Genomic DNA, 26,706 nt, shown 5'->3' with positions numbered 1-26,706 from the left:
CCCCTAATTCGCCTCCATGACCGAGACTTCAGCTCCCGAGATCGCGCTCGAAGCGCGCCAGGCCGATGCGGCGCGACTGTTCTCGCCGAGCGCGGCGCGCAATCGCGATGCGATCGGCGATATGCTGGCGCGTTTGCTGCCGAAGGGCGCGCGGGTTCTCGAGATCGGCTCGGGCACGGGCGAACATGCGGTCGCCGTGTGCCAGCGCCGGCCGGATCTGGACTGGCAGCCCAGCGATCCCGATCCCGCCTCGCGCACCAGCCAGGATGCCTGGGCTGCGGACGCGGCACCCAATATGCGCCCGTCGATCGATCTCGACCTGACCCGGCCGGGCTGGCCTGGCGCGCTGGACGTGTTCGATGCCATCGTCTGTGTGAATGTGATCCATATCGCGCCCTGGAGTGTGGCCGAAGCGCTGGCCAATGCCAGTCGCGACCGGGTTGTCGCCGGCGGGCTGGTCTATCTGTATGGGCCCTATCTGGAGGGGGAGGCGACGGCGCCGTCGAACCTCGATTTCGACCGCTCGCTGCGCTCGCGCAATCCGGCGTGGGGCGTGCGCGCCCGCAGCGATGTCGAGGCCCTGTTCGCCGCGGCCGGATGGGCTGCGCCGGACCGCCATGTCATGCCGGCCAATAATCTCTCCCTTGTGTTCCACTCCCGGAGTCCTGTCTGATGCGTCACCGCAATCGCCGTCTGGCCACGATCGCCCTTGCCGCCCTCGTTCTGGTGGCCGCTGTCGCGCTGGGCCTGTTCGCGATGCGCGATGCGGTCGTGTTCTTCTACAGCCCGAGCGAGATCGCCGTCGAACCGCCGCAGGCCGGTGAGCGCGTGCGCGTCGGCGGCCTGGTGCTGGAAAATTCCATCGATGGCCCCGGCGCAGGAGACGGCGTGGTGTTTGTCATCACGGACCGTGTCGAGGATGTCGTGGTCGCCTATGTCGGCATTTTGCCTGACCTGTTCCGCGAGGGGCAGGGCGTGATCGCCGAGGGCCGGTTCCGCGAGGATGGTGTGTTCCAGGCGGAAACCGTGCTGGCCAAGCATGATGAACGCTATATGCCGCCGGAGGTCGCCGAGGCGCTGCGTGATGCCGGCCTGTGGGAAGGCGATGAGGATGCCGCCGCGTCCGATCAAGCAGACGTGACCGCACCGTCTCCGCAATAGATTTGGCGTTGGCGGCGGTCGCCCCTATCTCTGTCGGCAAGACAGGGAGAATGTCATGGCCAGATCCGAACGCGTTGAATTTACCGGTGCCCTTGGCGAGACCCTCGCCGCGCGGCTGGAATTGCCGGACGGGACACCGCGCGCCTTCGCGCTGTTTGCCCATTGCTTCTCCTGCTCCAAGGATATCCACGCCGCCAGCCGGATTTCGCGGCATCTGGCCCGCGCCGGTTTTGCCGTGCTGCGCTTTGACTTTACCGGGCTGGGGCAGTCCGAGGGCGATTTCGCCAACACCAATTTTTCCTCCAATATCCAGGACCTGGTGAAGGCCGGCGAGTTTCTCGCGGCGCAATACCAGGCGCCGGCCCTGATGGTCGGGCACAGCCTGGGCGGGGCAGCCGTGATCGCGGCGTCGGCGCAATTGCCCTCGGTGCGTGCCATCGCGACGCTGGGCGCGCCGGCCGATGCCTCGCATGTGCGCAAGGCCTTCCATCCCGACATTGCCGAGATCGAGGCGAAGGGGGAGGCCAGGGTCGAGCTCGCCGGCCGTCCCTTCTGTATCCGCAAGCAATTCCTCGACGACCTTGAGGACCATTCGCTCGAGGATGCCGTCGCGGCGCTCAAGCCGGCCTTGCTGATCACGCATTCGCCGGTCGACAATACTGTCGGGGTGGAGAATGCGACGCGACTGTTCAAGGCGGCGCGGCATTCGCGCAGCTATCTCGATCTCGATGGCGCCGATCACCTGTTGAGCAATCCGGACGATGCCATCCATGCCGCAGACGTGATCGCCGCCTGGGCACTGCGCTATATCGGTGAGGATCGTCGCCCTGCGGTGCCGGCCCCGGACCGCGAGGGCGGGGTTGTGGTGCGCGAGACCGGTGAGGGGGCCTATGCCAATCATGTCGTGGCCGCCCACCACGTGCTGCGCGCAGACGAACCGGCCGACCTCGGCGGCGGCGATAGCGGCCCGGCGCCCTATGATTTTCTCAATGCGGCCCTGGGCAGCTGTACCTCGATCACGCTGCGCATGTATGCGACGCGCAAATCCCTGCCGCTCGATCGGGTCACGGTCACGGTGCGTCACAGCAAGGGCGAGGCCGAGGGGCATGAGGGCAAGATCGACATCTTCGAACGCGCCATCCGGCTCGAGGGTGATCTCGATGCTGCCCAGCGCCAGCGCCTGCTGGAGATCGCCGACAAATGCCCGGTTCACCGCACGCTGCACGGCCCGGTTCTGGTGCAGACCCACGAGACTGGCAGCCCGTCTGAAACATGACGGGTAAATTACCGCTTGTAATGTTATTGTAATGTTTGGGACACGCAACCGTCAGCTTCCCCCTGCCTAATCTGCCCCCGGCTCGAACAAGAAAGGTCTTCCTGAATCATGATGTCAGTTTCCAAAATCCGCCGCCTCGGCGGGGTTTCAGTTCTGGTTCTCGCCGCACTTGCTGCCGGCTCCCTGCTCGATCAGGCGGTGACCCCTGCGCATGCGATGCAACAGATTTCCCAACCCGATTTCACCGCCGCGATTCCCGCCGGCGCGCCGATGTCCTTTGCCGACCTGATCGAGCATGTCAGCCCGGCCGTGGTGACGATCCAGGCCAGCTCGGTGCCCGATCCGGCCACCGGCAGCGCCGATCTCGAGAATGTGCCGCCGCAAATGCGTGAATGGCTCGAACGTCAGTTCGGTGGCCGCGCGCTGCCTCAGACGGCCCAGCCGCGCCAGTCGCTCGGTTCCGGTTTCTTCATCTCGGCCGATGGCTATCTGGTTACCAATAACCACGTTGTCGAAGGCGCCACCGAGATCACCATCGGCACCGCCGAGGGCGATACCTATCCGGCCCGTGTGATCGGTCTCGATCCGCAGACCGATCTGGCGCTGCTGAAAGTCGATGAAGACATCGAATTCCCCTTCGTCACGCTTGAGGACCAGCCGCATTACCGCGTTGGTGACTGGGTCGTGGCGGTCGGCAATCCCTTCGGGCTTGGCGGTACCGCGACAGCCGGTATCATCTCGGCCACGGGCCGTGAGATCGGCAATTCGAACTATAATGATTTCCTGCAGATCGACGCGCCGATCAATCGCGGCAATTCCGGCGGCCCGACCTTCAGCCTCGACGGCAAGGTGGTCGGTGTGAATTCGCAGATCTTCTCGCCGACCGGCGGCAGTGTCGGCATCGGCTTCGCCATTCCCTCTGACGTCGCAGCACGCGTCGTCGCTTCGCTGCGCGAAACCGGCCATGTCTCGCGTGGCTGGCTCGGCGTCGGCATCCAGAATGTCACCGAGGACATCGCCAGTGCCATGGGCCTGGACCAGAGCACAGGTGCGATCATCAGCTCCGTTGTCGCCGGTGGTCCGGCCGACCAGGCGGGCTTCGAGCGCGAGGATGTGGTGCTGTCGGTCAATGACCAGGGCGTCGACAACTCCCGCGACCTGACCCGCCGCATTGGCGAGTTCTCCTCCGGTACGGAAGTGCGCTTCCGCATCCTGCGCGACGGGCGCGAGCGCACCCTGCGCGTCGAACTGGGCGAACGCCCTGATGACAGCACGTTGAACCAGCTGCCCAGCCGGGAAGAGGCCGAAGCCACGGTCGACATCTTCGGCATGAGCCTGTCGCCACTGTCCGATGAGGTCCGCGACGGTCGCGGTCTTCCCGCAGGCACTGTCGGCCTGGTGATCGAAACCTTGGAACCCGCCGGTGAAGCGGCCCGCAAGGGTCTGTCGCGCGGCGATATCATTCTGGAGGCGGGCGGCCGCGCGGTCGGATCGACCGAGGCCCTGCGCGAGGCCGTCAATGCGGCCCGCGCCGGCAATCGCAGCGCCATTCTCCTGCTCGTCGAAACCCAGGCCGGCCAGCGCTATATCGCGCTCCAGCTTGGCGACGACGAATAACCTGAAGGACACAGCCATGCGCATTCTGATCGTTGAAGACGACCGCGAGGCGGCCAACTATATCCGGAAGGGCCTGCGCGAATCCGGCCATGTCGCCGACCACGCCCCCGACGGGGAAGAGGGCCTGGAAATGGCCCGCGCCGCCGAATATGACGTGCTCGTCGTCGACCGGATGATGCCGCGCATGGACGGTCTGACCATGGTGGCGGCGTTGCGGGCCGACAATGTCCGCACGCCGGTGCTGATCCTCTCGGCCCTTGGCGAGGTCGATGATCGCGTCGAGGGGCTGAAGGCTGGCGGTGATGATTATCTCGTCAAGCCCTACGCCTTCGCCGAACTGCTCGCCCGCGTCGAGGCCCTGGCCCGGCGCCGTGACCCTGACGCCGTCAAGACCCGGCTGGTGGTCGGCGATCTGGAGATGGACCTGCTCGCCCGCAAGGTTGTGCGCGGCGAGGAGGAAATCCTGCTGCAGCCGCGCGAATTCCGCCTGCTGGAATTCCTGATGAAGCATTCCGGCCAGGTGGTGACACGGACCATGTTGCTGGAAAAGGTGTGGGACTATCATTTTGACCCCCAGACCAATGTGATCGATGTCCATATCTCGCGCCTGCGCTCCAAGATCGACAAGCCCTTCCCGCGTGCGCTGCTGCACACGGTGCGCGGGGCCGGCTACCGCCTGCAGGCCTGATCGGTCGTGAGCAATCGCGGCGCCGCCTTTCTGAGAACGACGGCCTTCCGGCAAACCCTCCTGTCGGCCGGCCTGTTCGCCCTCTCCAGCTTCGTCATCCTCGCTTTCGTCTATGTGGCGTCGGCGGGGATGATGATGCGTCGCGCCGATGAATCGATCCAGGATGAGGTCGCCGTCCTTGAGGAGCGTTTCCAGGTCGGCGGTATCCGCGACATCAACCGCTATATCCTGCAGCGCACCGTCGGCGGCGGTGCCGACTATCTCTATCTGCTGGTTCACCCGTCCGGGCGGGCCCTGTCGGGCAATCTGTCCGGCCTGCCTGATGTCCAGCCCGATGATGAGGGGCGGGTGCGTTTCACCTATCGGCGTCCGCCCGCCGGCGGGACCGAAGAGACCGACAAGGATGACCGCGCCGGCCGCGGCCAGATCCTCGAACTGCCCAGCGGCTATCGCCTGTTTGTCGGCCTCGATGTCGACGACGAGAACCGCCTGGTCGGGCGGATGCTCAACACCATTCTGGCTGCATCGGCCCTGGCGCTGGCGCTGGGTGTGGCGGCGGGAATATTCGTCAGCCGCCGCTTCGTGCGCCGTCTGGACGGAATCAATGCGGTCGCGCGCAGCGTCAAGGCCGGCGACCTCAAACGCCGGGCACCGCGCAATTTCACCGGCGACGAGCTCGACGAATTGTCCGAAAATTTCAATGCCATGCTCGACCGGGTCGAGGCGCTGATGCATCGCATGCGTCATACCGGCGACAGCATCGCCCATGACCTGCGCACACCGCTGACGCGCATGCGCAACCGGCTCGACGAGGCCCTGCGCGAGGATGGCGATATCGAGGCGCGCGAGCAGGCACTCGAGCGCGCCGTCGCCGACACCGATGAATTGCTCGGCATTTTCAACGCCATTCTCTCCCTGTCGCGGCTGGAGGCCGGCGAGAGCCGCAGCGCCCTGGTGCGCCTGGATCCGGCCGATATCGCCACCGATCTGGCCGAGCTTTACCAGCCGGTCTGCGAGGACGAGGGCCTCTCCTTTGACAGCGAGGTGCAGCAGGGCCTCACCATGCTCGGCGATCGCGGGCTGTTGTCACAGGCGCTGGCCAATCTGCTCGACAATGCCGTCAAATATACGCCGTCCGGCGGTGCCGTGACATTGCGCTTGCGGCAGACGGCTGATGGCATGATTGAATTGTCCGTCACCGATACCGGTCCGGGTGTGCCGGAAGCCGATCGCGAGCGCGTGGTGCAGCGCTTCGTCCGGCTGGACAATTCGCGTACCCTGCCCGGGTCCGGCCTCGGCCTGTCGCTGGTGCAGGCGATCAGCGATATCCACAACGGGATATTCCGGATTGAAGAAGGCCCCGGCGTGGTCGAGGGCGAGCACGGGCCGGGCCTGCGCGCTTCGCTCAGCTTTCCTGCCGCGGCCAAAGACATCAAGTCCTAGGGGCTTTCCCCGACCGGGCAATCACGCCAGTTTGAGCCCATGTCCGACCTTGCCCTGCTCACGCCTGATCTGCCTGCCTTGCCCGGGTCAATGGCCGGGCAATGTGAACACCTGTTCGCCGGCCTGCCACAGGACGTACAGACCGCGATCGCCGCGGTGCGCCCCTTTCTCGACAGCGTTTTCGCCGCCGCGCCCTATCTCGGACGCCTGGCCCAGCGGCGGCCCGAAGGGCTGGCGCTCTGTGTCCGAGACAGCGCTGACGAACGGCTCGAGGCGGTGATTGCCGCGGCGCGGGCCATCGGGGCAGAGGCGGCCGATATCGCCAGCCTTGATGCCGGTCTGCGCCAGGCCAAGGCGGATATGCATCTGCTGGTCGCACTGGCCGACTTGGCGGGACGCTGGGACGTGGCGCAGGTCACCGGCGCGGTGACGGCGTTCGCCGGGGCGGCCGTGCAGGCGGCCCTGCTCGCCCATGTCCGCTTTGCCGCAGAGGCGGGGCGGCTCCTGCCGGTCACCGATGCCGCCAATCCGCTGCCGGGCCTGTTCGTCTTCGCGCTGGGCAAGATGGGCACCGGCGAGCTCAATTACTCGTCCGATATCGATCTGGTGGCCCTGTTCGATCCCGAGCGGCTGGCGATGCCGGCAGAGGAGGAGCCGCGCAAGCGCCTGCCACGCCTGATGCAGGCAATCGTGCGGTCGCTGCAGGAGGTCACCGCCGACGGCTATGTCTTCCGCACCGATCTGCGCCTGCGGCCTGATCCGGGCGCGACCCCGCTGGTGCTCTCGACCGATGCGGCGCTGAATTATTACGAATCCTTCGGCCAGACCTGGGAGCGCGCCGCCTGGATCAAGGCGCGCTATTGCGCCGGCGATGCGGCTGCGGCGCAGGATTATCTCGGGCAGATGCAGCCCTTCATCTGGCGCCGGGCGCTGGATTTTGCGGCGATCGAGGATATCCGCGGCCTGGCGCGCCAGATCCAGACGGTCGGGCGTCGCGGCGAGATCCAGCCGGCCGGCCATGACCTCAAGCTTGGCCGCGGCGGTATTCGCGAGATCGAATTCTTCGCCCAGGTGCCGCAATTGGTGTTTGGCGGCCGTGACCCCAGTGTGCGGGTCTCGCCAACCCTGAAGGCGCTGGCGGCGCTGGAGGCGCGCGGCGTCGTCGATGCGGCCACGCTGCAATCGCTCAGCGAGGATTATCGCAGCCTGCGCGCCTGGGAACACCGGATCCAGATGCGCCAGGACGAGGCCAGCCAGACCCTGCCGCTGCGCGATGAGGACCGCCGCGCCGTCGCGGCGATGGCCGGCTATGGCGATCTGGCGGCGTTCGATGCTGCGGTCGAGGCGCTGCTGCGCCGGGTTCACGGCCATTTCTCCGACCAGTTCGAGGATGATGCCTCGCTCTCATCGGAAGCGGGCACCCTGATCCTCACCGGTGTCGAACCCACGCCCGACACCCTGGCGACACTGCACAGGCTCGGTTTCCAGCAGGCGTCGCAGGTGTGGAAACGGCTCAATGGCTGGGCGGGCGGCAAGGTGCGCGCGGCCCGCTCTCCACGCGCCCGGACCCTGCTGGCGCAGATCGCGCCGCGCCTGGTGGATATCATGGCGGCAACCGGCGAGCCCGATGCCGCCTTCATCCGTTTCGCCGCCTTTTTCGAGAATCTGCCGATGGGGGTGCAGCCGCTCTCGCTGCTGGTCAATGAGCCGGGGCTGGCGGCTGACCTGATCTCGATCCTGACCCTGGCGCCGCGTATGGCCGCCGATCTCGCGCGCCGGCCCAACATGCTCGATGTGATGCTGGACAACCGTTTCTCGGTACCGCTGGCCCAGGACCCGCCGGATGATTTCCGCAACCGGCTCGGCAGCGAGATCACGGCTTGCGAGACCTATGAGGCGGCGCTCAATGCGGCGCGGCGGCTGGTGCGTGAGGAGCGCTTCCGCATCGGCACCCAGATCGTGCGCGGCACCGCCGACGCCCAGACCGCCGGCGCAGCCTATTCCGCGGTGGCCGATGCGGCGGTGGAATTCATGGCCCGCGCCGCGGAACGCGAGACGGTGCGGCGCTCGGGCGAAATGCCGGGGCGCTATGTCGTGCTTGGAATGGGCAAGCTGGGCGGGCGCGAGCTGGCGGCCGATTCCGATCTCGACATCATGATCATCTATGATGGCGGCGAGCTGGCCCAGACCTGGTTCTCGCGCTTTGCCCAGCGCCTGATCAGCGCCCTGTCGGCCCCGACCGAGGAGGGCGAGCTCTACGAGGTCGACATGCAATTGCGCCCCTCGGGCAAGGCAGGCCCGGTCGCCGTGCGGCTGGCGCGCTTCGGGCAGTATTATCTCGAGGAAGCCTGGACCTGGGAGCTGATGGCGCTGACCCGGGCGCGGGTGGTGGCCGGTAACGCCGAAGTTGAGGCCGAGGTCGCGCGCGCGATCGAGATGGCGCTGACCCGTGTACGGCCACGCGACGCGCTGCTGGCGGATGCGCGCGAAATGCGCGAACGGCTCGAGGCCGCACGGCCTGCGCAGGGCGAGTGGGATATCAAGAGCCGGGTCGGCGGACTGCAGGACATTGAATTCATCGTCCAGACGCTGCAGCTGCTGGCGGCGCCGGACGGCTATATGGTTCGCAATTCCACCAATCCGGCCCTGGTGGCGCTGGCGCAGGCCGGGCTGATTGCGGGCCGGGATGCGGCCTTCCTCAATGAGTGCCTCCACCTCTATCTCGGTATCGCGCAATTGCTGCGTGCCGCGCACGGGACAGGATTCGATCCGGCCGGTGCCAGCGCCGGTTTCACGCGCAGCCTTGTGGCGATGGCCGGCGCGCCGGACCTCGACGGTCTGCGCGCCGATCTCGACGCGCGCTGCAACAGGGTGCGGGCGTTGTTTGCGCGGTATCTGGAGAAAAACTGACAGGGTGGCGACGGAATTGTATTGGCCGCGCGTTGAAGGGACAGCGAGGACATTGAAACAGGATAATTCCGATGAAGAAATCTATGCTCACAATGCTGCTGGCCGGAACCGCCATTGTCATGGCCGGTACGGCAGCCCAGGCACAACCCGGTCGTGGTCATGATGGTCCAGGCCGCCATGGCGGCGGTGCCGAACGCGGCGCCATGATGCTGCGTCTGGCCGATGCCAATGGTGACAATTCGATCACCCAGGCTGAAGTCGATGCGCTGCAGGCCGAAATGTTCGAGTGGATGGATCGCAATGGCGATGGCTATCTCGACGAGGCCGATCAATCCCCGATCCGCCAGCGCATGCGTGACATGCGCGAAGCGCGCGCTGACGACGGTGACAGTCCCGATGGCGAAGGCCGCCGGCGCATGGGCCGCGGTGGCGAGCGTGGTGAACGTGGTGACCGCGGTGGACGCGGTGAGCGCGGTCCGCGCGATGCCGACACCGATGGCGATAATCGCGTCTCCCGTGCCGAGTTCCTGGCCGTGGAACATCGCGGCTTTGCGCGGCTTGATGCCGACAGCAATGGCGTGATCACGCCGGAGGAACTGGACGCGGCTGCCGACGAGCGTCATGATCGCCGTCGCTGGTGGCGCAACTAGTGACTTTGCCATGTTTGACGGGTGCGGAATGGCAAGTGAAGTCCAGGTCAGCAATGACAGGATGCCTTTCCGTACCCGCAACATGGCGAAGCACATGACAGGTGGAGAGAGCGACGAAGCCCTCATGGCGCGGATTGCCGATGGTGACCGCGCTGCCGCCAGCCTTTTGATGCAGCGGCGATTGCCGCGCATCATCGGGCTTGCCAATCGCATGCTCAATGACCCGGTTGCGGCGGAAGATATCGCCCAGGAGACGTTCATTCGTGTCTGGAAGGCGGCGCCGCGCTGGGAGGCGGGCCGGGCTCAGGTCTCGACCTGGATGAGCCGGATCGCGATCAATCTCTGTCACGACCGCCGGCGCAAGCATCGCGAGGTCTTGCCGGAAACCCTGCCGGAGCGCCGTGATCCGGCGCTCGACCAGGAAGCGACCATCGTGCGGTCGGAGACCCAGGACCGGATTGCCGAAGCCATGGTGCAATTGCCCGAGCGGCAAAAGCTGGCGATGGAACTCGTGCATTTCCAGGAAATGAGCAATATCGATGCGGCAGAGATAATGTCGGTCAGCGTCGAGGCCCTTGAGTCCCTTCTGGCGCGAGGGCGGCGGAATCTGCGATCCATCCTGATCGGAGAGGCCACGGAATTGATGTCAGGCTATCGTCAGCCCGAACCATCGCAGACAGGTGTAGAGCCATGACTGAAGAGAGATTTTACCAGATCCTGAGCGCCTATGGCGCCAACCCGGAACGCTGGCCTGTGGCCGAGCGCGCGCAGGCGGAAGCCTTTGCGGCGCGGCACCGGAGCGATGTCCTGGCGGAGCTGGAAGCCGAGGCGGAACTTGATGCGATGCTCGGCAGTGGTGACGGCCGCGCCAGCGACCTGCTTGAGCGCCGCATCCTGCGCAGCCTGCCCGAACCGGCAGTGTGGAACTGGCACGCTCCCGCCATGGCGGCGGCTGCGGCGCTGGTGATCGGTGTCATGCTCGGCTTCTCGAGCGGCGCCCTGATTTCACCGGCTGACGAGGTCGAAACCTATTATGCCGATGCCTTCAACGGTCTGGATGAGGACTGGGTTGACTGGCTGGGAGGAGACGCATGAGATCGCCCACACCCTGGATTGCCGCCCTGCTGGTCTCTGTACTGCTCAATGGCGCGCTGATCGGCTTTGTCGTCCATCGCAGCGCTGACGGACCGTCCTGGCGCGCCGGACCCGGTGGGGCTGGCCCTGACGGGCCGCCGCCGCATGAGGGGCCCATGTCCAATGGCTTCAATGTGCGCGGATTCCTGGAGGCCCTGCCGGAGGCTGAACGTGAGGTGGCCGGCCGGCGCCTGCGCGAGAATATGGAGACGATGCGTGAGCTGGGCCGTGAGGCCCGGGAGGCACGTCGCGAGGCCGATGAGGTGCTCGCCGCCAATCCCTTTGATCCGGAGGCCGCGCAGGCCGCATTGGAACGAGTCCGCGAAATCCGACTGGGCTTTGAAGCCGGGATGGAGGCGTCGCTGATCGAGGTTATAGCCGGGCTCGACCCGGAGGTGCGTGCTGCCGCGCTGGAAGCCGGGCGCCGCTCGTCCATCCGCGAACGCCGCCGCCGGGACGGGCCGCGGCGGGATGGCCCGCCCCGCGGTCCCGGGGACCGGGACTAGCCGGGCTCGCTATTCGTTGGCGGTGAGCCGGGATTGCAGCGGCTGATCGACGAACTCATCCTCATAATCGCCGTAGGCGTCCGCATCATCGAGGCCCGTGTCCGGTGCCGGGGCGGGCGTCGATTCGAGCGGCTGGTTCTGGCTGACCGGCAGCACGAAGCTCACCGTCGTACCCTCGCCGAGGCGGGAATCGATCGACAGCGAGCCGCCGTGCAGCTCGATCAGTGATTTCGACAGCGCCAGGCCGAGGCCTGAGCCCTGATGGCTCTTGGAGTGCTGGCTCTCGATCTGTTCAAACGGCCGCCCCAGTCGTGGCAGGTCGTCGGCGGCAATGCCGATGCCGGTATCGGAGACCTGGAAGGCGACACCCAGGCCCGACATGAAGCCGCGAATGGTGACGCGTCCGCCCTCGGGCGTGAACTTCACGGCGTTGGAAACCAGATTGATCATCACCTGTTTGAAGGCGCGCGGATCGACCTCGATCTCCGGCAGGTCCGAGACATCGGCATGCAGGCGCAATTGCTTTTCCTCGGCACGGCCGCGCACGATGCGCACGCACTGGTCGACCAAGTCGCCGGCATCGGTCGGCTCGGTCTGGAGCTGCATCTTGCCGGCCTCGATCTTCGACATATCGAGGATGTCATTGATCAATTCGAGCAGATGCTGCCCCGATCCGAGGATGTCCTTCATATAGCCGACATAGCGCTGGTCGCCGATCGGACCGAACATTTCGCGCAACATGATTTCCGAGAAGCCATTGATGGCGTTGAGCGGCGTGCGCAATTCATGGCTCATATTGGCGAGGAATTCACTCTTCGAGCGGTTGGCTTCCTCGGCCCGGATCTTCTCTTCCTCATATTTCTTGGCGAGGTCGGCGATGCGCGCCTGGCTGCGCTTGACGTCATCGACGGTCTTGCGCAGCTGGGCCTCATTCTCCGTCAGCGCCGCCTCATGGTGCTTGAGGGCGGTGATGTCGGCGCCGACGCTGACCAGGCCGCCATCGGCGGTGGCGCGCTCGGAATAGTGCAGCCAGCGCCCGTCGGCGAGCTCGATATCATAGGCCTCGGTGCCGTCGGTGTCGCCATGCACGGCCTTGATCGCGAGGGCTGCGGCCTGTTCGACGGCGCTGTAGGACATGCCCGGCTTGAGTCGGCCATCGGAGAAATTGAACAGGTCGCGGAACTTTCGGTTCCACAGCACCAGGCGCTGGCGGGAATCCCAGAGCACGAAGGATTCCGTCATCGATTCCAGCGCCGCGCGCAGCCGGGTCTCGGCCGCGACGACGCGCGCCTGCGCGCCCTTGCGGTCGGTGACATCGATCGCGACGCCGACAATGCGTGCCTTGGTGGCATCACCGGCCTCGTTGAGAATGCCGCCGCGCATCTGCAGCCAGACCGGTGCCGAGGCCGCGAGGACTTCCAGATCAACCTCACCACCGGTCGGCGCGCCGCGCATCGCCGCGCGCAGTTTTTCGCGATCGGGGCGGCTGAAGAGTTTGAGGAATTCGGTGCCTGTGCACTGCACCGCATCGCCGAGCCCGAGAATGCGGGCCAGCGAGTCGGTGACGAAAACGGTGTCGGCATCGGGATTCCAGTCCCAGACACCGCAGCGCGCGCCTTCGATGGCGAAGCGGAAACGCTGTTCATTGTCGGCCAGTTGCTGCCGTGTCGAGCGCAGGCGCCCCATCTGCATGAAGACCAGCGCACTGAGCCCCATCGCCACGAAAATCGGTGCGATGAACATCAGCCCGTAGAAGAACAGGGTCCGGTACCAGGCATTCTGGTTGATGCGCATGGCGCCGAGCGCATAGACGTGCAGCTCGGTGCCGGTGATCGGGGCGACCGCGAAGGTGACCTGTTCCTCACCGAAATGCGCCTGTGATGTCGCACCGCCGCCGCCCGCTGCCAGCCGCTGGATGAAGCTGTGGGTCAGGCCAAAGCGCTGGGCGAGGGGCGTGCCCGGACGCGCGCCGGTAATGCGTGGCCGGATGGCAAGCATGCCGCCGACGCCGTCGGCCAGCGCCACGACGCGTTCCTCGCCCCAGTCGGGCAGGACCGCCAGGGCGGGCAGGCGTGCCACATAGGCACCGACCGTGCCATCGCTGAGCTCGGCGGGAACGGCGAGGACGAGAAAGGCCTGGCCGTCTGCGGTGATTTCCGTGGTGAAGCCTGAGGCCGCGTCCAGCGCGGTGCCGGCGATCTCGCGCAGGCCGGAATCGGTCTCGCCGGACGCCAGCACGCGCCCATCGGGCAGCAACAGGGCCAGTTCGGCGATCAGTTCCGAATCCGCCAGCGTCGCGAGGCGGGCGCGGGCCACGGTCTCGATATCGCGCATCGGCGTATTGCGCAGATCGGTGCTGGCAAAGGACAGCGCATAGCGCGCCTCGGCGAGGCGCCCGGTGACGCGTTCGGCGAGATAACCGGCAGCATTGGCCTGGGAGCGCTCGGCCTCGCTGACCAGCGCTTCGCGTTCCTGCTGGATCTTGACGAGGAGAATGCCGCCATAAGCCAGTGAAAACAGGACCATGGCGATGATGATCCATCCCGCACCACTATTGCGGCGCGGCTTTGACGCGCGCGCAGCTTCGGCCGCAGCCGGGCTTTGCGAGCCAGCCTCGACCTTGCGCGCTCTGTCGCTGCGGGGGGCATCCTGAATCATGGTGCCAAACTACGTTGCGTTTGGCGGCTCTGTCGACAGTCGATCATCGGGCTGGAGGCACTCACGCTGCGTTCGCGCCGCCCTGGTCAGCATTGCTGTCACCCGCCTCTTCGCCGGAAGTGGCCTCAACCTGGTCGCTCGCGCGCCGCCCCGGCCCGCGATAGGTCGGCTGCTCGACGCCAGCCCGGCGGCGGTCGGGGCCAAAATAGCTCTTGTTGCGGATGAATGGCCGCGGCGTGTTGATCACCGAAGTGAGTTTCGCGAACACGTCGCGCGCGGTCACCGGCTTGCAGCAGAACTCCGTCACGCCGGCATCGCGTGCCTTCTGGACACGGCGACGTTCGGAATAGGCACTGATCATGACGATGGGGATCATCGGGTTGGGGCTGTCGTCGGCAGTGCGCACCAGGCGCACGAAATCGAGCCCGTCGAGGATGTCCATCTGATAATCGGTGATGATGATATCGATCGCGTCCGCGCGCACCGTGTCGAAGGCTTCGGCCGGGTCGCGGGATTCAAAGATATTCTTGATGCCGAAACCGTGCAGCAGGGTGCGCAGGATGGTCAGCATGTAGCCGTTGTCGTCGACGACGAGGACTTTCAACCGGCTCAGATCTACGGCCATGCTCTACCTAACGTCGCCTCATGCGGCGCGCGTGGATTTGCGCCGCGGATCAGTGAGCACTTTAAGTGGAATAGGCTTACCGAAATAGTAACCCTGCCCATAGGTGACACCGAGGGCCTGCATTTGCTTGGCGCGTTGCTCGGTCTCGATCATTTCGGCGACTGTTTCGAGCTTCAGCTCCCTGCACAGCGAAACCATCCCCTTCAGGATCGCGGTGTCGCGTTCGCCCAGCTGCGGGCGCCGGATATAGGAACCGTCAATTTTGACGATATCGGCCGGGAAATCGCGCAGATACTGGAAGCCCGCGGCACCGGCGCCGAAATCATCGAGGCAGACCTTGTGGCCGCGCTCGCGGATCTTCTGGATGATGGCATTGGCAGCCTTCACGTTCCGGACCGAGGCGGTTTCAGTCAGCTCGAAGCTCAGGCGGCTGCGATCAATGCGCAGGTCGGCCAGCATTTGCAGGAATTTCTTGCCCCAGACCGGGTTCTCCAGCGAGCGGCCCGACAGGTTGACCGCCAGGGCAGGGCGATCGAAATCATCGCGCAGGAAATTGGCGCCGATCTCGACCATGGCAATGTCGATTTCGTGGATCAGGCCGGTGCCTTCAGCGAAGCAGACGCTGTCGCAGACGGGCTGGCCACCGGGGAGCCGGAGCAGCAACTCGTAATGCTCGATCTTGCCGGTTTCCAGCGAGACGATGGGCTGGGCGTGCGGCTCGATGACCCGGCCGGCGATCGTGGCGCGGATCTCGTTCATCCGGCGCTGCGTGTCCTCGAGCATTTCTGTCGCGACCCGCTGCAAGCTTGTCACGTCGAGCACATTGGCGCTGTCGGCGGCCTGGTTGACGGCATACAGGAAGGCCTGGATCGCAACATCCGGTTCAAGCTCGGGGGCGTCGGGAATGGACTCAAGCCGGACGACAGTGTCCTCGATACGGTTGTCACCGAGCAGGGCCTCGATATCCGCGCGCAGTGTTTTCAGATCCGCACTGGCCGGATGGATCAGCGCGGTCCTGGCGGCATCGACACGCTTGGCCAGGCCTTCAGAACCCACCGCAGCGCCGCATTCTGCCGCGATAGCCTGGCGCAGCATTTCGGCGCGCTTGCCGCCAAGCAATCGATCGATATCGTCAATTCCGTCGATGCGCAGCACTGACATGCTCATCGGAACACCGGATTCCCGGGCCCGCGTGATCGCGCTCTGGGCTGTGCGGGCAAAGGCCTGCGGATCGAGTTCGGTTGGCGCTGTCAGCGCGGTGAAGGACATCGTCCATCGGATCTTTTTGTCATCACCCAGCATCCAGGCGCTCAATTGCGCCTCACGTCCGCCAACTGCAACGCGGACCGGCCCGACACGGCGGCCGGGCTTCAGGCTGCGCATCAAGGCCTTGACGATGGCGCGCGAGGTCCGGTCAAGCCGTTGGGCAAAGTCGAACACACCGGTCTCGATCGCGGGCTCGCCCAGCGTGGCGGTCGCGCCGGCGGCATAGCAGGTCATCCCGTCCAGATCCGTTTCGATCAGAACATCCGCGGCAGCAAAGGCGAAAGACAGGAAACGGTTTCTCTGCTCAATCAATGACATAACAGAATGTTCCATCTATAGAATTGAAACAGTCTTGTTACGAAATCGTTAGAGGGTCGTTAAGACCCGCTGAGCCAACAACCCAAACGGGCGCGTGGCATTACGGGGCGGGCGACGGTTTGGTGCTGATCTCGCGGACCAGCTCACCGGCGCGCCGCGCCAGTGCGGACACGGAATCGGGCAGTTCGGTGTCGTCGGAGGCCAGCTGGACCAGTTGTTCGGCGAGTTCCAGCAGGCCGGGGCTGCGTGTGATCAGGCGGGCCTGGGCCTCGATCCGGTTCGGGTCGCGGTCATACTCGGCCGCCGGGACACGCCAACCGCCCCAGTCTTTCGGATCCGTGACCACGACAGGAAAGGTGCCGGGGAAGGGGTGGCGGCTGCACTCTTCCATGCTCTGCCACTTGTTCCTGGCGCGCAGCACACGCCAGTTCTCGCCATCAACGGTCTCGACCTGTTCGGACGCCAGTTCATGAGTGGTGAAGTCGCGCCCGAGCCCGCAATCATAATAGATCCGGACCGGCTCCTCGACATCCTTGACCCAGTGCGGTTTGACATGTTCGACGATCGCCCAGGTGCCGACCGGCGCGACATAGACGCGTTGATGTTTGTGGAACAGTGCCTTGGCCATGTCGTCCTCCTGCAGTGCGACATGAACACAAGCGGATTGAAACGGGGTAAATCCGGCCGGCAGTATTTGATGCTTTTGCGAGCAGGGCGGCGGACACAAATTGCGGGCGCGGCGCTCGCGCGCTATGGGGCAGCATGAATTCTGATCGAAATCCTGATCGCCGCCTCAGCGTGGCACCGATGATGGACTGGACCGACCGGCATTGCCGGGCCTTTCACCGTGTCCTGAGCCGGCATGCCCTGCTGTATACGGAAATGGCGGTCGACAAGGCGCTGATCCATGGCGATCCGGAGCGGATTATCGGCTTTGACCCGCTTGAACAGCCGGTGGCGCTGCAACTTGGCGGATCGGTGCCGGAGGATCTCGCGGCGGCAGCGCGGATCGGGGCCGGCTTTGGCTATGCCGAGATCAATCTCAATATCGGCTGCCCGTCCGACCGGGTGCAATCGGGCCGTTTTGGCGCCTGTCTGATGCAGGAACCCGAACTGGTCGCCGATTGCGTCCGGGCGATGCAGGATGCGGTTGATGTGCCGGTGACGGTCAAATGCCGGATCGGTGTTGACGACCAGGACCCGCAGACGGCCTTGCCCGGCTTTATCGATACCGTCGCGGCGGCCGGGGTGACGAGTTTTACCGTCCATGCCCGCAAGGCCTGGCTCAAAGGATTGAGTCCGAAGGAAAACCGCACCATTCCGCCGCTCGATTACGATCTGGTCCATCGCCTCAAACGGGATCGGCCCGAGCTCGAGATCATCCTCAATGGCGGGCTGGAAACGCTTGACCAGGCAATCGCCGAAAGTGACGGGCTCGATGGCGCCATGATCGGCCGCGCCGCCTATCATGATCCCTGGGTGCTGGCCCGCGTCGACTCGCGGATTTTCGGCCGCCCCGATCCGGTCGCGACGCGCCATGACGCCTTGCGCGCCTATCAGCCCTATGTGCAGGCCCGCCTCGATGAGGGCGTGTCGCTGCATTCGATGACGCGCCATGTGCTGGGCCTGTTCCAGGGCTTGCCGGGCGCGCGGCAATGGCGCCGTATCCTGTCGGAAAAAGCCGGCCGCCCCGGCGCCGGACTCGACGTGCTCGACGAGGCCAGCGCTGCTGTGCCGCAACAAGATGAGGCCGCCTGATGACCGATATGCTTCTGCTGGTCGCCGTGATGGCGGCGACCGGCGCGTTCGCGGGCCTTGTGGCCGGCCTGTTCGGTATTGGTGGCGGCGTCGTGATGGTGCCGGCGATGTATTATGCCTTCACGGCGCTGGGCTATGATGACGACAAGCTGATGCATGTTGCCGTCGGCACCTCGCTGGCGGTGATCGTCGCGACCTCGGCCCGCAGTGTCGCTGCCCATGCCAAGCGCGATGCGGTCGATTTTGCGGTCCTGCGCAGCTGGGGCCCCTGGATTGTTGCCGGGACGCTGCTGGGCTCGGTGATTGCCGACCAGGTCTCGGGCCGCGTGCTGACCGGCCTGTTCGGCGGCATGGCGCTCTTGCTGTCGCTGCAATTCTTCTTCGGCCGTCCGGACTGGAAACTGCGCGATGAGTTGCCCGGCGGCGCAGCCCGCGTGGGGCTTGCCGGAACGATCGGTATCCTCTCGGCGATGATGGGGATTGGCGGCGGCGTCTTCGGCGTTACCCTGATGACCCTGTGCGGCAAGCCGATCCACAAGGCGGTCGCGACCGCGGCCGGTTTCGGCGTCGCCATCGGCCTGCCCGGCGCTATCGGCTATATCGCCAATGGCTGGGGCTCGAATATCGTGCCCTGGTCGCTGGGTTATGTGAATCTGCCCGGCTTTGCCCTGCTGGCGGGTTCGGCCTTCTTCGTCGCCCCGATCGGCGCCAGGCTGGCTCATGACCTGCCGGCGGCGACGCTGAAACGCTTCTTCGCGGTCGGCCTGCTGATTGTCGGCGGCATGCTGCTCAAGGAAGCGGTGCTGGGGGGCTGACCGGAGCATTTTCAGCAAAAGCGGGCACCGGTCTTGCGGTTCGAAAATGCGACCACCGAGCGTCAGGGCCGCAGCACAAGTTCATCGCCGCGGATTTCGACGCCGGACAGGCGATTGAGCGCCGACATGCCCAGCAGGGACTGGCCGCCATCGATCATCACGATGGCCTCGACATCGTGCAGTTCCAGACCTCCCAGCCGCATCGAGCGCAAGCGCACTCCGGCAGCGGAGGAGGTGCCTGAGGCGGTCTGGATCGGCCGGTTGAAGCGCAGGGCTGCGGTGTCGATCCCGGCGCGCTCGGCATCGGCGCGGCTGAGCGCGACCATGGATGCGCCGGTGTCGACCAGAAACAGCACCGGGCGGCCATCAACCTCCGAGACAATGTAGAAATGCCCGTCGGCATTGCGGCGGATGGTCTGTTCGCCGCCCGCCTCTCCCTGGGCCCGCGCCGGCACGAGATTGCCGGTCACACGTCCGGCGATGATCGCGAAGTCCTCGCGCAGGGCATAGCCGGTCATCAAGACCAGGCCGATCCCGATCCAGATCGCCAGATCGCGCACCGCATGGCCGGGCCGGGTGGCGAAGGCGCCGACCAGACCGCTGGAGATCAGGACGATCAGTCCGGCGGAGTAGACGAGGCGCAGCGCGGTATCACTGTCATCGAGACTGCCGGGCGCCGCGAATCGCATCGCCAGCAGCACGGCGGCGATCACCAGTGCGGCGAGGGCGAGATGGGGGAGCCAGCGTTTCATCGTGTCGGTGCCTTTGCGGGTCCGCTTCGTGCAGCATAGGCCGCCTCGCGCTGCGGCAGCGCCGCCAGCAGCGTCTCGCGCTCGGCATCGGAATACTTCGTCCAGCGTCCGAGTTCTTCGAGGGTGCGAAAACAGCCGACGCACAGCCCCGCTGCGGGGTCGACGAAGCAGACTTTGACGCAGGGGGTCTTGATCGGGGTTTCGGCCATGGCGCCAGCATTTCGCGGCGCGGGCGTTGAGGCAAGTGCTTGCAGCGGTGCAGTTGGCCGGAATAGGGTGCCGCAGCGATTTTCCGGGGGACCAGATGGAAGACATGACGCTGCAATTGCGCAGTTTTGCGGGCCTGTTCGTTTTTGCCGGCCTCGCCTGGGTTCTCGGCCCGCGCAAGCGCTTCCCGGTCGTCCTGCTGCTCGGCGCCATCGGCATGCAATTGCTGATCGCCTGGCTGCTCTACTCGGTGACGCCGTTTCGCGCCTTCCTGCAATCGCTGACCGGCGTCGTCGTGGTGCTGCAGGAGGTGACCAATGAGGGCGCGCAATTCGTGTTCGGCTATCTGTCGGGCGCGCCGTCGCCCTTCGTGGTCGATCCCGAGGGCGGCAGCCTGTTCCTGTTTGCCTTCCAGGCCCTGCCGATGGTGATCGTGCTGTCGGCACTCTCGGCCCTGCTGTGGCGCTGGCGCATCCTGGAACTTCTGGTTCAGGGTTTCGCCTATGCCTTTCGCCGCCTGCTCAACCTGTCCGGCGCCGCCAGTCTCGGTGCGGCGGCCAATATCTTTCTCGGCATGACCGAGAGCCCGGTCCTGATCCGGCCGCGCCTGCCCCAGATGAGCCGGTCGGACCTGTTCCTGATCATGACGGTCGGTTTTGCCACCGTCGCCGGCTCGGTGATGGCGCTCTATGTCAGCCAGTTGACCGGCGTGATCGAGAATGCCGCCGGGCATATCTTCACCGCCTCGCTGATCTCGGTGCCCGCCGCCGTCTTGCTGGCGCGCCTGATGATGCCGGCCGAGCCCAATGCCGCGGCGCTGGAAGCGGCGGCCGAGAAGGAGAAGATTCCCGCCCCGATCTACAATTCCTCGATGGATGCGCTCACCACCGGCGTCTCCGACGGCATGCGGCTGTATTTCAACATCATCTTCATGCTGCTGGTCTTCACCGCCCTGGTGGCGCTGGCCAATGTCCTGCTGGCGCTGTTTCCCGATGTCGGCGGCGAACCGCTGAGTGCCAATCGCATCCTCGGCTGGCTGTTTGCGCCGGTCGTGTGGCTGGCCGGTATTCCCTGGGCGGAAGCTACGACGGCGGGCTCGCTGATGGGGCTGAAGACGGCGCTCAACGAGGTCTATGCCTATGACCAGCTGGCGCGGCTGGGCGATGCGTTGAGCCCGCGCTCCAACCTGATCATGACCTATGCCCTGTGCGGTTTCGCCAATTTCGCCAGTGTAGGCATCCTGACCGGTGGTCTGGTGGCGATTGCGCCAAGCCGGCGTGAGGACATTCTCAGCCTGGCGCCGAAAGCCCTGGTTTCCGGCACGCTGGCGACCCTGATGACCGGCGCGGCGATCGGTGTCTTCCCGATGAGCCTGTTCGCGATCTAGTCGCCGCGGCGCGGCCACAGCTTCGAGCGCAGCCAGCCGAAGGTGGAATTGTCCTTCAGGGCCTCGCGATAGGCGTTTTCCATGAAGGCATCGAGCCCGTCGAGATCACCGAGCAGGTCGAGTCTTGTCTTCATCGGCAAGTCTGGATCGAGGCGTTTGACGAGGCGAGCCGGATTGCCGGCCATCACCGCATAGGGCTCGACATCCTTGGTGATGACCGCGCGGGCGCCGATCACGGCATGATCGCCGATGGTGACGCCCTTGCCGATAAAGGCGCCATCACCAATCCAGACATTCTTGCCCAGCTTGACCGGTTTGAAGGGCGGCGCCGGATCGACGCGATCATAGAGGGAATGCCAGTCGCAATCGGTGATCACGCTTTCGCGGGCGATCAGGCAGGCATCGCCGATCTCGATCGAGCCCGCCGCGAGCAGGCGCGTGCCGCCAGCCATGAAGACGCCGTCGCCTAGAGTGATGCGGCCCTGGCTGTCCTGCGGCGACCAGACGGTGAGGCGGACCGGGTCGGCAGCGCTGGCGATGATGTGCAGCTTGTCGCCGGCCGCGATATTCGGGCCGAATACCTCGACATGCCAGGGGCGCACGATCTTGGGGTCGCTGCCCAGCGCCTCGAAATGCGGCGCCAGGAAATGCTGTGTCCAGGCGTCCTCGTATTGCTCCCACAAACGGTGCATCCAGTAGGGGCGGTGATCGCGGCGCATGGCAGCCTCTGGTAACGGCGGGAAAGCTGGAATAGATATCGCCCATGACCGATACATCATCCGACGACCCGATCGAAGCCGTTATCCTGCAATTGGTGAAAGCCGCGCCTGCCGGCCGTTCCATTGCGCCGGAGGACGTGGCCCGCGCCGCAGATCCCGACAATTGGCACAAGCGCTTCGGCCATGTGCGCCAGGCGGCGATCCGCCTGATGCAAAGGGGCGAGGTGGCGATCCTGCGCAAGGGCAAGCCGGTCGCCGACGCCGAGACCTTCAAAGGGGTCTACAGGATTGGCCGCGTCTGATTTCGATCAGCTCCTCGCGGATATCCGGGCCTGCCGTGTTTGCGCGCCTGACATGCCCCATGAACCGCGGCCGGTCGTCCAGGCATCGCCAACCGCAAAAGTCCTGATTGTCGGCCAGGCGCCGGGCACACGGGTTCATGCCTCCGGCCGCCCCTTTGCCGACCCGTCCGGCGACCGCCTGCGCGACTGGATGGGGGTAGACGAGCCCGTGTTCTACGACGCCTCCAGAATCGCCATCGTGCCGATGGGATTCTGCTTTCCCGGCCTCGACGAGTCGGGCCCGGACCTGCCGCCGCGCAAGGAATGCGCGCCGCTATGGCAGCGCAAAGTCGCCGGTGAGTTGAAAAATGTCCGGCTTACACTTCTTGTCGGCCTGCATGCCCAGCGCTTTTACCTCGGTTCGCAGATGCGAAAAACCATGACGGAAACAGTGCACGAGGCGGCGGCGTTCGGACCAGATTATCTTCCGCTTCCCCACCCCTCTTGGCGTAATAGTGCCTGGTTGCGCAAAAACCCCTGGTTTGAGGCAAAAATTCTCCCATTGCTGCGCTGCCGCATAATAGATTTGTTACATTAATCCATGATCGCGGTGTTTCTCGCCGCTTGTATCCTGTGTTGCGAAAGGGTATTCGGGCGCCCGATTTCGCAGCGATCTCGCTGCCCAGATGGAAAAAGGGTCTGCGCTTCATGAGTGTCTTCGAGCACCCGTCTTTTGACAATCACGAGAAAGTCCTGTTCGCCACCGACGAGCTGACAGGTCTGAAAGCCATTATCGGCGTCCACTCGACCGTCAGCGGTCCGGCCTGCGGCGGCTGCCGCATGTGGACCTATCCCTCATCAGCCGAGGCGTTGAACGACGCGCTGCGTCTGTCGCAGGGGATGAGCTACAAGAATATCATGGCCGACCTGCCGATCGGCGGCGGCAAGAGCGTGATCATGAAGCCGGCGGGCAATTTTGACCGCGTCGCCCTGTTTGAAGCCTTCGGCCGTGCCGTTGAAAGCCTGAACGGTGAATATATCAGCGCCGAGGATGTCGGTGTCAGCCCGGCCGACATGATGGCCGTGCGCCGCCATACCGAACATGTCGTTGGCCTGCCCGAAGGCAAGGCCGCCTCGGGCGATCCCTCGCCAGTGACCGCCGAGGGCGTTTTCCGCGGCATGAAGGTCTGCATCGAGCGCGGCCTCGGCAAGACCGACCTGTCCGGTGTCACCATCGCCATCCAGGGCGCCGCCGGCCATGTCGGCTCCTATCTCAGCGGCCATCTGGCCAAGGCCGGCGCCAAGCTGATCGTCACCGACATCAATGTCGATGGTCTCGAGCGCCTGAAGAGTGAATATGGCGCGACGATTGTCGGTCTCGATGAAATCTACGACCAGGACGCCGATGTGTTCGCACCGTGCGCCCTCGGTGCCGTGATCAATCCCGACACGATCGGCCGCATCAAGGCGAAGATCATCGCCGGCGCCGCCAACAACCAACTCGCCACGCGCGAGATGGGCGCGGAAATCCTCAAGCGCGGCATGATCTACGCGCCGGATTACGTGCTCAATGCCGGTGGCATCATCAATGTCATGGGCGAGATTGCCGGCGATTTCGACCCGGCCTGGGTCCAGGGCAAGCTGGCGGGTCTCGAGCAGACCCTCGGCGAGATTCTCGACCAGTCCGACAAGGAAGGCCGTCCGTCGAACATCATCGCGGACGAGATTGCCCGCCAGCGCATCGAGGAAAAGCGGTCCGCCAAAATCTCGAAGGCGTCGTAGGCCACAAGGGCCTGAAGGCCAGACAGTGATCAATCGCCCCTGCCGCAAGGCGGGGGCGATTTTGTGTCTAGGGCTGCGCGTTCGCCACGATCCGCACCCCGGACGGGGCCAGCGCCACGGTCACCCGATCACCTTCGGCGAGTGTTGAAGGGGCGGGCATTTGTGCCGTCCATTCATCCGAACCGCGGCTAAAGCGGAAATTCAGGTCAGCCCCGGCCGAGCGGCGGCGGGTGATGGTGAAGGCGCCCGTCTCGCTGGGGGTCAGGACAAAGGCGCGCGGGCGGATCAGGACGTCGACGCGCTGACCGTTCTCAAACTCTGCTGCATCGAGCGTCCCGAACGGCGTCGTGGCCGTGCCGTCGCTGATACGGGTTTCGACAATCTCGACATCGCCGAGCAGTTTCGCCGCGACCGCGCTGACCGGGTTCATCCAGACCGTATCCGGCGTGCCCGTCTGGATGATGCGGCCGCTGTCCATCAGCGCCAATTGATCGGCGACGGCCATCGCTTCGTCGGCGTCATGGGTGACGATCAGGGCGGTGGCGCCGGCGGCTCTCAGCGTGTCGATTGTGCGCTCGCGCAGTTCGCCGCGCAGACGGCGGTCAAGGCCCGAAAAGGGCTCGTCCAGCAGCACGACGGCCGGTTGAGGGGCAAGGGCACGTGCGAGCGCGACACGCTGCTGCTCACCGCCTGACAGCTCGTGCGGATAGGCTTTGGCGCGGTGACCGAGCTCGGCGGCCTCCAGCTGCGCCAGCGCGCGTGCCCGCTTGTCCGGGCCGTCGAGGCCGAAGGCGACATTGGCCAGCGCCGTCATGTGCGGGAAGAGGGCGTAGTCCTGGAACACCATGCCGACCCGGCGCGCTTCCGGCGGCAGGTGGGTCCGGTCGTCATCCCACACCGTGTCGCCGAGACGGATTGACCCCGCTTCGAGGCGTTCCAGCCCGGCAATGGCGCGCAACAGGGTCGACTTGCCACTGCCCGAGGGGCCAAGCAGGGCCGTGATGCAGCCGGCCTGCACGTCGAGATCGGTGCCCGCCAGCGCTGTGCGGTCCGCGTGATAACGGCGTTCGGCGCCGCGAATGCTCAACCCTGTGTGTGCGTTGGCCATGCAGGCTCTCCCGGGAGGCATTCTAGCGGTCCTGCCGCGACAGGTAGCGGGCGACAAAGATCATGGGAAGCAGGGCAACCAGCGGAATCAGCAGCGAGGGCAGGGCCGCTTCGCCGAGGCGCTCATCAGTTGCGAAATTATGGGCGATGATGGCGAGCGTGTCGTAATTGAACGGCCGCAGGATCATCGTCGCGGGCAATTCCTTGAGCACTTCCACGAACACCAGCAGACCGGCCGAGCTGACGCCGGCGGCGATCAGCGGCCAGTGGATCTGCCAGACCCGGCGCCGCCGTGTCGCGCCGAGCGTGCGCGCAGCGCCGTCCAGCGACGGCGTCACCCGCGCCAGCGCCGTCTCGGCCGGGCTGATTGCGGCGGCGGCAAAGCGCGAGAGATAGGCCAGCACGAGCGCCGCGGCGGTGCTGGTGAGCAAAATCGGGAACACCTCACCGGTCGCCGCGCGCCAGGCCGGATCGATCAAGGCCTGGGTGCCGGACAGAAGTGCGATCACGCCGACCGCCGCGACAGCACCGGGGACGGCATAGCCGAGGCCGGCGGCGCGGGCGGCGAGGGTTGCGATCATCGTGCGGCTGCGCAGGGCATAGGCTGTGGCGAGGCCGAGCACGGCCGCAATCAGGGCGGTTATGCCGGCCAGGGTGAGGCTGTGCAGACTGGCGGCGGCGAGGCCGCTCGCGGCCTCGGTGCGCAGCGCCAGCCAGGCCAGCCGTCCGAGCGGAATGATCATGCCGAGCGCGAGCGGCAGCAGGCAGGCCGCGATCGCGGCCAGCGCGGTGGCTCCGCTGAGACGCAGGCGCGGTGCCGGCTTGTGACGGCCGGCGGCGTTGATATTGCGGGCGCCGCTGCGCTGGGCGCGTTCCAGCCCGAAGACAAGGATCGCGATCATCACCAGCACCAGCGACAGGCGTGCCGCATCGACCAGCGAGCCGGCGCCGCTCCAGGCGCGGACCAGGCCGATCGACAGGGTTGGCGCGCCGAGATGGGACACGGTGCCGTAATCCGCCAGACTCTCCATCACCACCAGCGCCAGACCCGCCGCGATGGCGGGCCGTGCCATCGGCAGCGAGGTGCGCCAGAAAGCCCAAAACGGGCCGGCGCCCAATGTGCGTGCGGCATTATAGGCGTCGACCGATTGCCCGGCGAAGGCGTTGCGCGCCAGCAGGTAGACATAGGGATAGAGCACGAAGGCAAACATCAGCCCCGCGCCCCAGCTGCCGCGTATGGTCGGGAATAATCCGCCTGTCAGGGCCTGCAGCGGTCCACCGGCATGGCTCAGGTCGAGCCAGGCATAGGCCGCGACATAGGCGGGGACCGCCAGCGGCAGGATCAGCACCCAGCCCAGCGTGCGGCGCCCGAAGAAATCGGTGCGCGCCATCAGCCAGCCGAGACTGGTTCCGATCAATCCGGCCCCGGAGGCGGCGATCAGGGCGACGACCGCCGAGGTCGCGAGATAGGTCGGCAGGCGCGTGCCGGCGAGGTGGCGCAGATAGTCGCCGGTCTCACCGGTCAGCGCGATCCAGGCGACCGCCAGCACCGGCGCCGCGCACAATGCTGCTGCCAGCACCGCGAGCAAAATGGCGCGGCCTGGCAGCCAGTCGCGAACCTTGATCGGGCGGGCTGTTGCCGCCAT

The 26,706-nt window shown here is 65.7% G+C and carries 26 protein-coding genes; 17 read left to right on the top strand and 9 right to left on the bottom strand.

The features are described from left to right. Positions 1–16 precede the first annotated feature (16 nt). The 11 genes from ACN0YL_RS11375 (at position 17) to ACN0YL_RS11325 (ending at position 11,385) form a co-directional block, all read left to right on the top strand. The gene (locus tag ACN0YL_RS11375) at positions 17–673 is read left to right on the top strand and encodes a DUF938 domain-containing protein (protein ID WP_417498050.1); all 657 of its coding nucleotides are present in this window, start codon (positions 17–19) and stop codon (positions 671–673) included. Further along, positions 673–1,161 carry a cytochrome c maturation protein CcmE gene (gene ccmE, locus ACN0YL_RS11370; RefSeq protein WP_417498049.1) on the top strand — a complete coding sequence of 163 codons (489 nt, stop codon included), beginning with the start codon at positions 673–675 and terminating at the stop codon, positions 1,159–1,161. The genes ACN0YL_RS11375 and ccmE overlap by 1 nt, the downstream gene beginning before the upstream one ends. A gap of 55 nt (positions 1,162–1,216) precedes the next feature. Beyond that, positions 1,217–2,437, top strand: coding sequence for an alpha/beta fold hydrolase (locus ACN0YL_RS11365; RefSeq protein ID WP_417498048.1), 1,221 nt, complete (start codon positions 1,217–1,219; stop codon positions 2,435–2,437). Positions 2,438–2,548: 111 nt separating this feature from the next. After that, entirely contained in the window at positions 2,549–4,054 is a 1,506-nt protein-coding gene (locus tag ACN0YL_RS11360; protein WP_417498047.1) for a Do family serine endopeptidase, read from the top strand. Positions 4,055–4,070: 16 nt separating this feature from the next. After that, positions 4,071–4,742: a response regulator transcription factor gene (locus ACN0YL_RS11355; protein ID WP_417468915.1), complete on the top strand. Its 672-nt coding sequence runs from the start codon at positions 4,071–4,073 to the stop codon at positions 4,740–4,742. Between the two features lie 6 nt (positions 4,743–4,748). After that, the gene (locus ACN0YL_RS11350; RefSeq protein ID WP_417491425.1) at positions 4,749–6,185 is read left to right on the top strand and encodes an ATP-binding protein; all 1,437 of its coding nucleotides are present in this window, start codon (positions 4,749–4,751) and stop codon (positions 6,183–6,185) included. Positions 6,186–6,224: 39 nt separating this feature from the next. Continuing rightward, complete coding sequence (locus ACN0YL_RS11345) at positions 6,225–9,095, top strand: bifunctional [glutamine synthetase] adenylyltransferase/[glutamine synthetase]-adenylyl-L-tyrosine phosphorylase (RefSeq protein ID WP_417498046.1); 2,871 nt, start codon at positions 6,225–6,227, stop codon at positions 9,093–9,095. Positions 9,096–9,166: 71 nt separating this feature from the next. Next, positions 9,167–9,745 carry a hypothetical protein gene (locus ACN0YL_RS11340; RefSeq protein ID WP_417498045.1) on the top strand — a complete coding sequence of 193 codons (579 nt, stop codon included), beginning with the start codon at positions 9,167–9,169 and terminating at the stop codon, positions 9,743–9,745. Continuing rightward, entirely contained in the window at positions 9,717–10,439 is a 723-nt protein-coding gene (locus ACN0YL_RS11335) for an RNA polymerase sigma factor (protein ID WP_417498044.1), read from the top strand. The genes ACN0YL_RS11340 and ACN0YL_RS11335 overlap by 29 nt, the downstream gene beginning before the upstream one ends. Further along, on the top strand, positions 10,436–10,840 hold the full coding sequence (locus tag ACN0YL_RS11330) for a hypothetical protein (protein ID WP_417498043.1): 405 nt from the start codon (positions 10,436–10,438) through the stop codon (positions 10,838–10,840). The genes ACN0YL_RS11335 and ACN0YL_RS11330 overlap by 4 nt, the downstream gene beginning before the upstream one ends. Beyond that, a complete protein-coding gene (locus ACN0YL_RS11325; protein ID WP_417498042.1) occupies positions 10,837–11,385 on the top strand; it encodes a periplasmic heavy metal sensor in 549 nt (182 codons plus the stop codon). The genes ACN0YL_RS11330 and ACN0YL_RS11325 overlap by 4 nt, the downstream gene beginning before the upstream one ends. Before the next feature lie 9 nt (positions 11,386–11,394). On the opposite strand, the gene ACN0YL_RS11320 is transcribed toward ACN0YL_RS11325, so the two are convergent. From ACN0YL_RS11320 to ACN0YL_RS11305, 4 genes are all read right to left on the bottom strand, one after another. Continuing rightward, positions 11,395–14,043, bottom strand: a complete 2,649-nt coding sequence (locus tag ACN0YL_RS11320; protein ID WP_417498041.1) for a PAS domain-containing sensor histidine kinase — start codon at positions 14,041–14,043, stop codon at positions 11,395–11,397. A gap of 61 nt (positions 14,044–14,104) precedes the next feature. Beyond that, entirely contained in the window at positions 14,105–14,668 is a 564-nt protein-coding gene (locus ACN0YL_RS11315) for a response regulator (RefSeq protein WP_417491432.1), read from the bottom strand. Between the two features lie 18 nt (positions 14,669–14,686). After that, a complete protein-coding gene (locus tag ACN0YL_RS11310) occupies positions 14,687–16,252 on the bottom strand; it encodes an EAL domain-containing protein (protein WP_417498040.1) in 1,566 nt (521 codons plus the stop codon). A gap of 100 nt (positions 16,253–16,352) precedes the next feature. Next, complete coding sequence (locus ACN0YL_RS11305; RefSeq protein ID WP_417491434.1) at positions 16,353–16,880, bottom strand: hypothetical protein; 528 nt, start codon at positions 16,878–16,880, stop codon at positions 16,353–16,355. A gap of 134 nt (positions 16,881–17,014) precedes the next feature. Between ACN0YL_RS11305 and dusA the strand changes: the two genes are divergently transcribed. Further along, positions 17,015–18,010, top strand: coding sequence for a tRNA dihydrouridine(20/20a) synthase DusA (dusA, locus tag ACN0YL_RS11300; RefSeq protein WP_417498039.1), 996 nt, complete (start codon positions 17,015–17,017; stop codon positions 18,008–18,010). Then, positions 18,010–18,825, top strand: a complete 816-nt coding sequence (locus tag ACN0YL_RS11295; protein WP_417491436.1) for a sulfite exporter TauE/SafE family protein — start codon at positions 18,010–18,012, stop codon at positions 18,823–18,825. Before dusA ends, ACN0YL_RS11295 begins: the two co-directional genes overlap by 1 nt. Positions 18,826–18,887: 62 nt before the next feature. Here ACN0YL_RS11295 and ACN0YL_RS11290 read toward each other — a convergent pair whose 3' ends face one another. Next, positions 18,888–19,577: a retropepsin-like aspartic protease family protein gene (locus ACN0YL_RS11290; RefSeq protein ID WP_417498038.1), complete on the bottom strand. Its 690-nt coding sequence runs from the start codon at positions 19,575–19,577 to the stop codon at positions 18,888–18,890. Beyond that, the gene (locus tag ACN0YL_RS11285; RefSeq protein ID WP_417491438.1) at positions 19,574–19,786 is read right to left on the bottom strand and encodes a DUF1289 domain-containing protein; all 213 of its coding nucleotides are present in this window, start codon (positions 19,784–19,786) and stop codon (positions 19,574–19,576) included. Before ACN0YL_RS11285 ends, ACN0YL_RS11290 begins: the two co-directional genes overlap by 4 nt. A 95-nt stretch (positions 19,787–19,881) precedes the next feature. On the opposite strand from ACN0YL_RS11285, the gene ACN0YL_RS11280 reads away from it, so the two are divergent. Beyond that, positions 19,882–21,171, top strand: coding sequence for a NupC/NupG family nucleoside CNT transporter (locus ACN0YL_RS11280; RefSeq protein ID WP_417498037.1), 1,290 nt, complete (start codon positions 19,882–19,884; stop codon positions 21,169–21,171). Here the strand turns inward: ACN0YL_RS11280 and ACN0YL_RS11275 are convergent. Further along, complete coding sequence (locus ACN0YL_RS11275) at positions 21,168–21,890, bottom strand: acyltransferase (protein ID WP_417498036.1); 723 nt, start codon at positions 21,888–21,890, stop codon at positions 21,168–21,170. The two genes, ACN0YL_RS11280 and ACN0YL_RS11275, sit on opposite strands and share 4 nt — an antisense overlap. A 44-nt stretch (positions 21,891–21,934) precedes the next feature. Between ACN0YL_RS11275 and ACN0YL_RS11270 the strand changes: the two genes are divergently transcribed. The 3 genes from ACN0YL_RS11270 (at position 21,935) to ACN0YL_RS11260 (ending at position 23,953) form a co-directional block, all read left to right on the top strand. After that, on the top strand, positions 21,935–22,192 hold the full coding sequence (locus tag ACN0YL_RS11270; protein ID WP_417491441.1) for a DUF3253 domain-containing protein: 258 nt from the start codon (positions 21,935–21,937) through the stop codon (positions 22,190–22,192). After that, positions 22,179–22,769: a uracil-DNA glycosylase family protein gene (locus ACN0YL_RS11265; RefSeq protein ID WP_417498035.1), complete on the top strand. Its 591-nt coding sequence runs from the start codon at positions 22,179–22,181 to the stop codon at positions 22,767–22,769. Before ACN0YL_RS11270 ends, ACN0YL_RS11265 begins: the two co-directional genes overlap by 14 nt. Before the next feature lie 110 nt (positions 22,770–22,879). After that, positions 22,880–23,953 (top strand): Leu/Phe/Val dehydrogenase, encoded by a 1,074-nt coding sequence (locus tag ACN0YL_RS11260; protein ID WP_417498093.1) that lies wholly within the window; start codon positions 22,880–22,882, stop codon positions 23,951–23,953. Between the two features lie 67 nt (positions 23,954–24,020). On the opposite strand, the gene ACN0YL_RS11255 is transcribed toward ACN0YL_RS11260, so the two are convergent. Both ACN0YL_RS11255 and ACN0YL_RS11250 read right to left on the bottom strand, forming a co-directional pair. Continuing rightward, positions 24,021–25,061, bottom strand: coding sequence for an ABC transporter ATP-binding protein (locus ACN0YL_RS11255; protein ID WP_417491444.1), 1,041 nt, complete (start codon positions 25,059–25,061; stop codon positions 24,021–24,023). A 22-nt stretch (positions 25,062–25,083) separates the two neighbouring features. Further along, positions 25,084–26,706, bottom strand: a complete 1,623-nt coding sequence (locus tag ACN0YL_RS11250; protein WP_417498034.1) for an ABC transporter permease — start codon at positions 26,704–26,706, stop codon at positions 25,084–25,086.

The sequence above is a fragment of the Maricaulis sp. genome (genome assembly GCF_048269565.1).
Lineage (GTDB): Bacteria > Pseudomonadota > Alphaproteobacteria > Caulobacterales > Maricaulaceae > Maricaulis.
This window is presented reverse-complemented; position numbering and strand designations above follow the sequence as displayed.

Coding starts and splice junctions, on each gene's coding strand:
- ACN0YL_RS11345 (WP_417498046.1), top strand. CDS start 6,225: ATGTCCGACCTTGCCCTGCTCACGCCTGATCTGCCTGCCTTGCCCGGG.
- ACN0YL_RS11280 (WP_417498037.1), top strand. CDS start 19,882: ATGGAAGACATGACGCTGCAATTGCGCAGTTTTGCGGGCCTGTTCGTT.
- ACN0YL_RS11365 (WP_417498048.1), top strand. CDS start 1,217: ATGGCCAGATCCGAACGCGTTGAATTTACCGGTGCCCTTGGCGAGACC.
- ACN0YL_RS11290 (WP_417498038.1), bottom strand. CDS start 19,577: ATGAAACGCTGGCTCCCCCATCTCGCCCTCGCCGCACTGGTGATCGCC.
- ACN0YL_RS11335 (WP_417498044.1), top strand. CDS start 9,717: ATGATCGCCGTCGCTGGTGGCGCAACTAGTGACTTTGCCATGTTTGAC.
- ACN0YL_RS11285 (WP_417491438.1), bottom strand. CDS start 19,786: ATGGCCGAAACCCCGATCAAGACCCCCTGCGTCAAAGTCTGCTTCGTC.
- ACN0YL_RS11305 (WP_417491434.1), bottom strand. CDS start 16,880: ATGGCCAAGGCACTGTTCCACAAACATCAACGCGTCTATGTCGCGCCG.
- ACN0YL_RS11275 (WP_417498036.1), bottom strand. CDS start 21,890: ATGCGCCGCGATCACCGCCCCTACTGGATGCACCGTTTGTGGGAGCAA.
- ACN0YL_RS11295 (WP_417491436.1), top strand. CDS start 18,010: ATGACCGATATGCTTCTGCTGGTCGCCGTGATGGCGGCGACCGGCGCG.
- ACN0YL_RS11315 (WP_417491432.1), bottom strand. CDS start 14,668: ATGGCCGTAGATCTGAGCCGGTTGAAAGTCCTCGTCGTCGACGACAAC.
- ACN0YL_RS11330 (WP_417498043.1), top strand. CDS start 10,436: ATGACTGAAGAGAGATTTTACCAGATCCTGAGCGCCTATGGCGCCAAC.
- ACN0YL_RS11355 (WP_417468915.1), top strand. CDS start 4,071: ATGCGCATTCTGATCGTTGAAGACGACCGCGAGGCGGCCAACTATATC.
- ACN0YL_RS11340 (WP_417498045.1), top strand. CDS start 9,167: ATGAAGAAATCTATGCTCACAATGCTGCTGGCCGGAACCGCCATTGTC.
- ACN0YL_RS11255 (WP_417491444.1), bottom strand. CDS start 25,061: ATGGCCAACGCACACACAGGGTTGAGCATTCGCGGCGCCGAACGCCGT.
- ACN0YL_RS11270 (WP_417491441.1), top strand. CDS start 21,935: ATGACCGATACATCATCCGACGACCCGATCGAAGCCGTTATCCTGCAA.
- ACN0YL_RS11250 (WP_417498034.1), bottom strand. CDS start 26,706: ATGGCGGCAACAGCCCGCCCGATCAAGGTTCGCGACTGGCTGCCAGGC.
- ccmE (WP_417498049.1), top strand. CDS start 673: ATGCGTCACCGCAATCGCCGTCTGGCCACGATCGCCCTTGCCGCCCTC.
- dusA (WP_417498039.1), top strand. CDS start 17,015: ATGAATTCTGATCGAAATCCTGATCGCCGCCTCAGCGTGGCACCGATG.
- ACN0YL_RS11260 (WP_417498093.1), top strand. CDS start 22,880: ATGAGTGTCTTCGAGCACCCGTCTTTTGACAATCACGAGAAAGTCCTG.
- ACN0YL_RS11360 (WP_417498047.1), top strand. CDS start 2,549: ATGTCAGTTTCCAAAATCCGCCGCCTCGGCGGGGTTTCAGTTCTGGTT.
- ACN0YL_RS11310 (WP_417498040.1), bottom strand. CDS start 16,252: ATGTCATTGATTGAGCAGAGAAACCGTTTCCTGTCTTTCGCCTTTGCT.
- ACN0YL_RS11320 (WP_417498041.1), bottom strand. CDS start 14,043: ATGATTCAGGATGCCCCCCGCAGCGACAGAGCGCGCAAGGTCGAGGCT.
- ACN0YL_RS11375 (WP_417498050.1), top strand. CDS start 17: ATGACCGAGACTTCAGCTCCCGAGATCGCGCTCGAAGCGCGCCAGGCC.
- ACN0YL_RS11325 (WP_417498042.1), top strand. CDS start 10,837: ATGAGATCGCCCACACCCTGGATTGCCGCCCTGCTGGTCTCTGTACTG.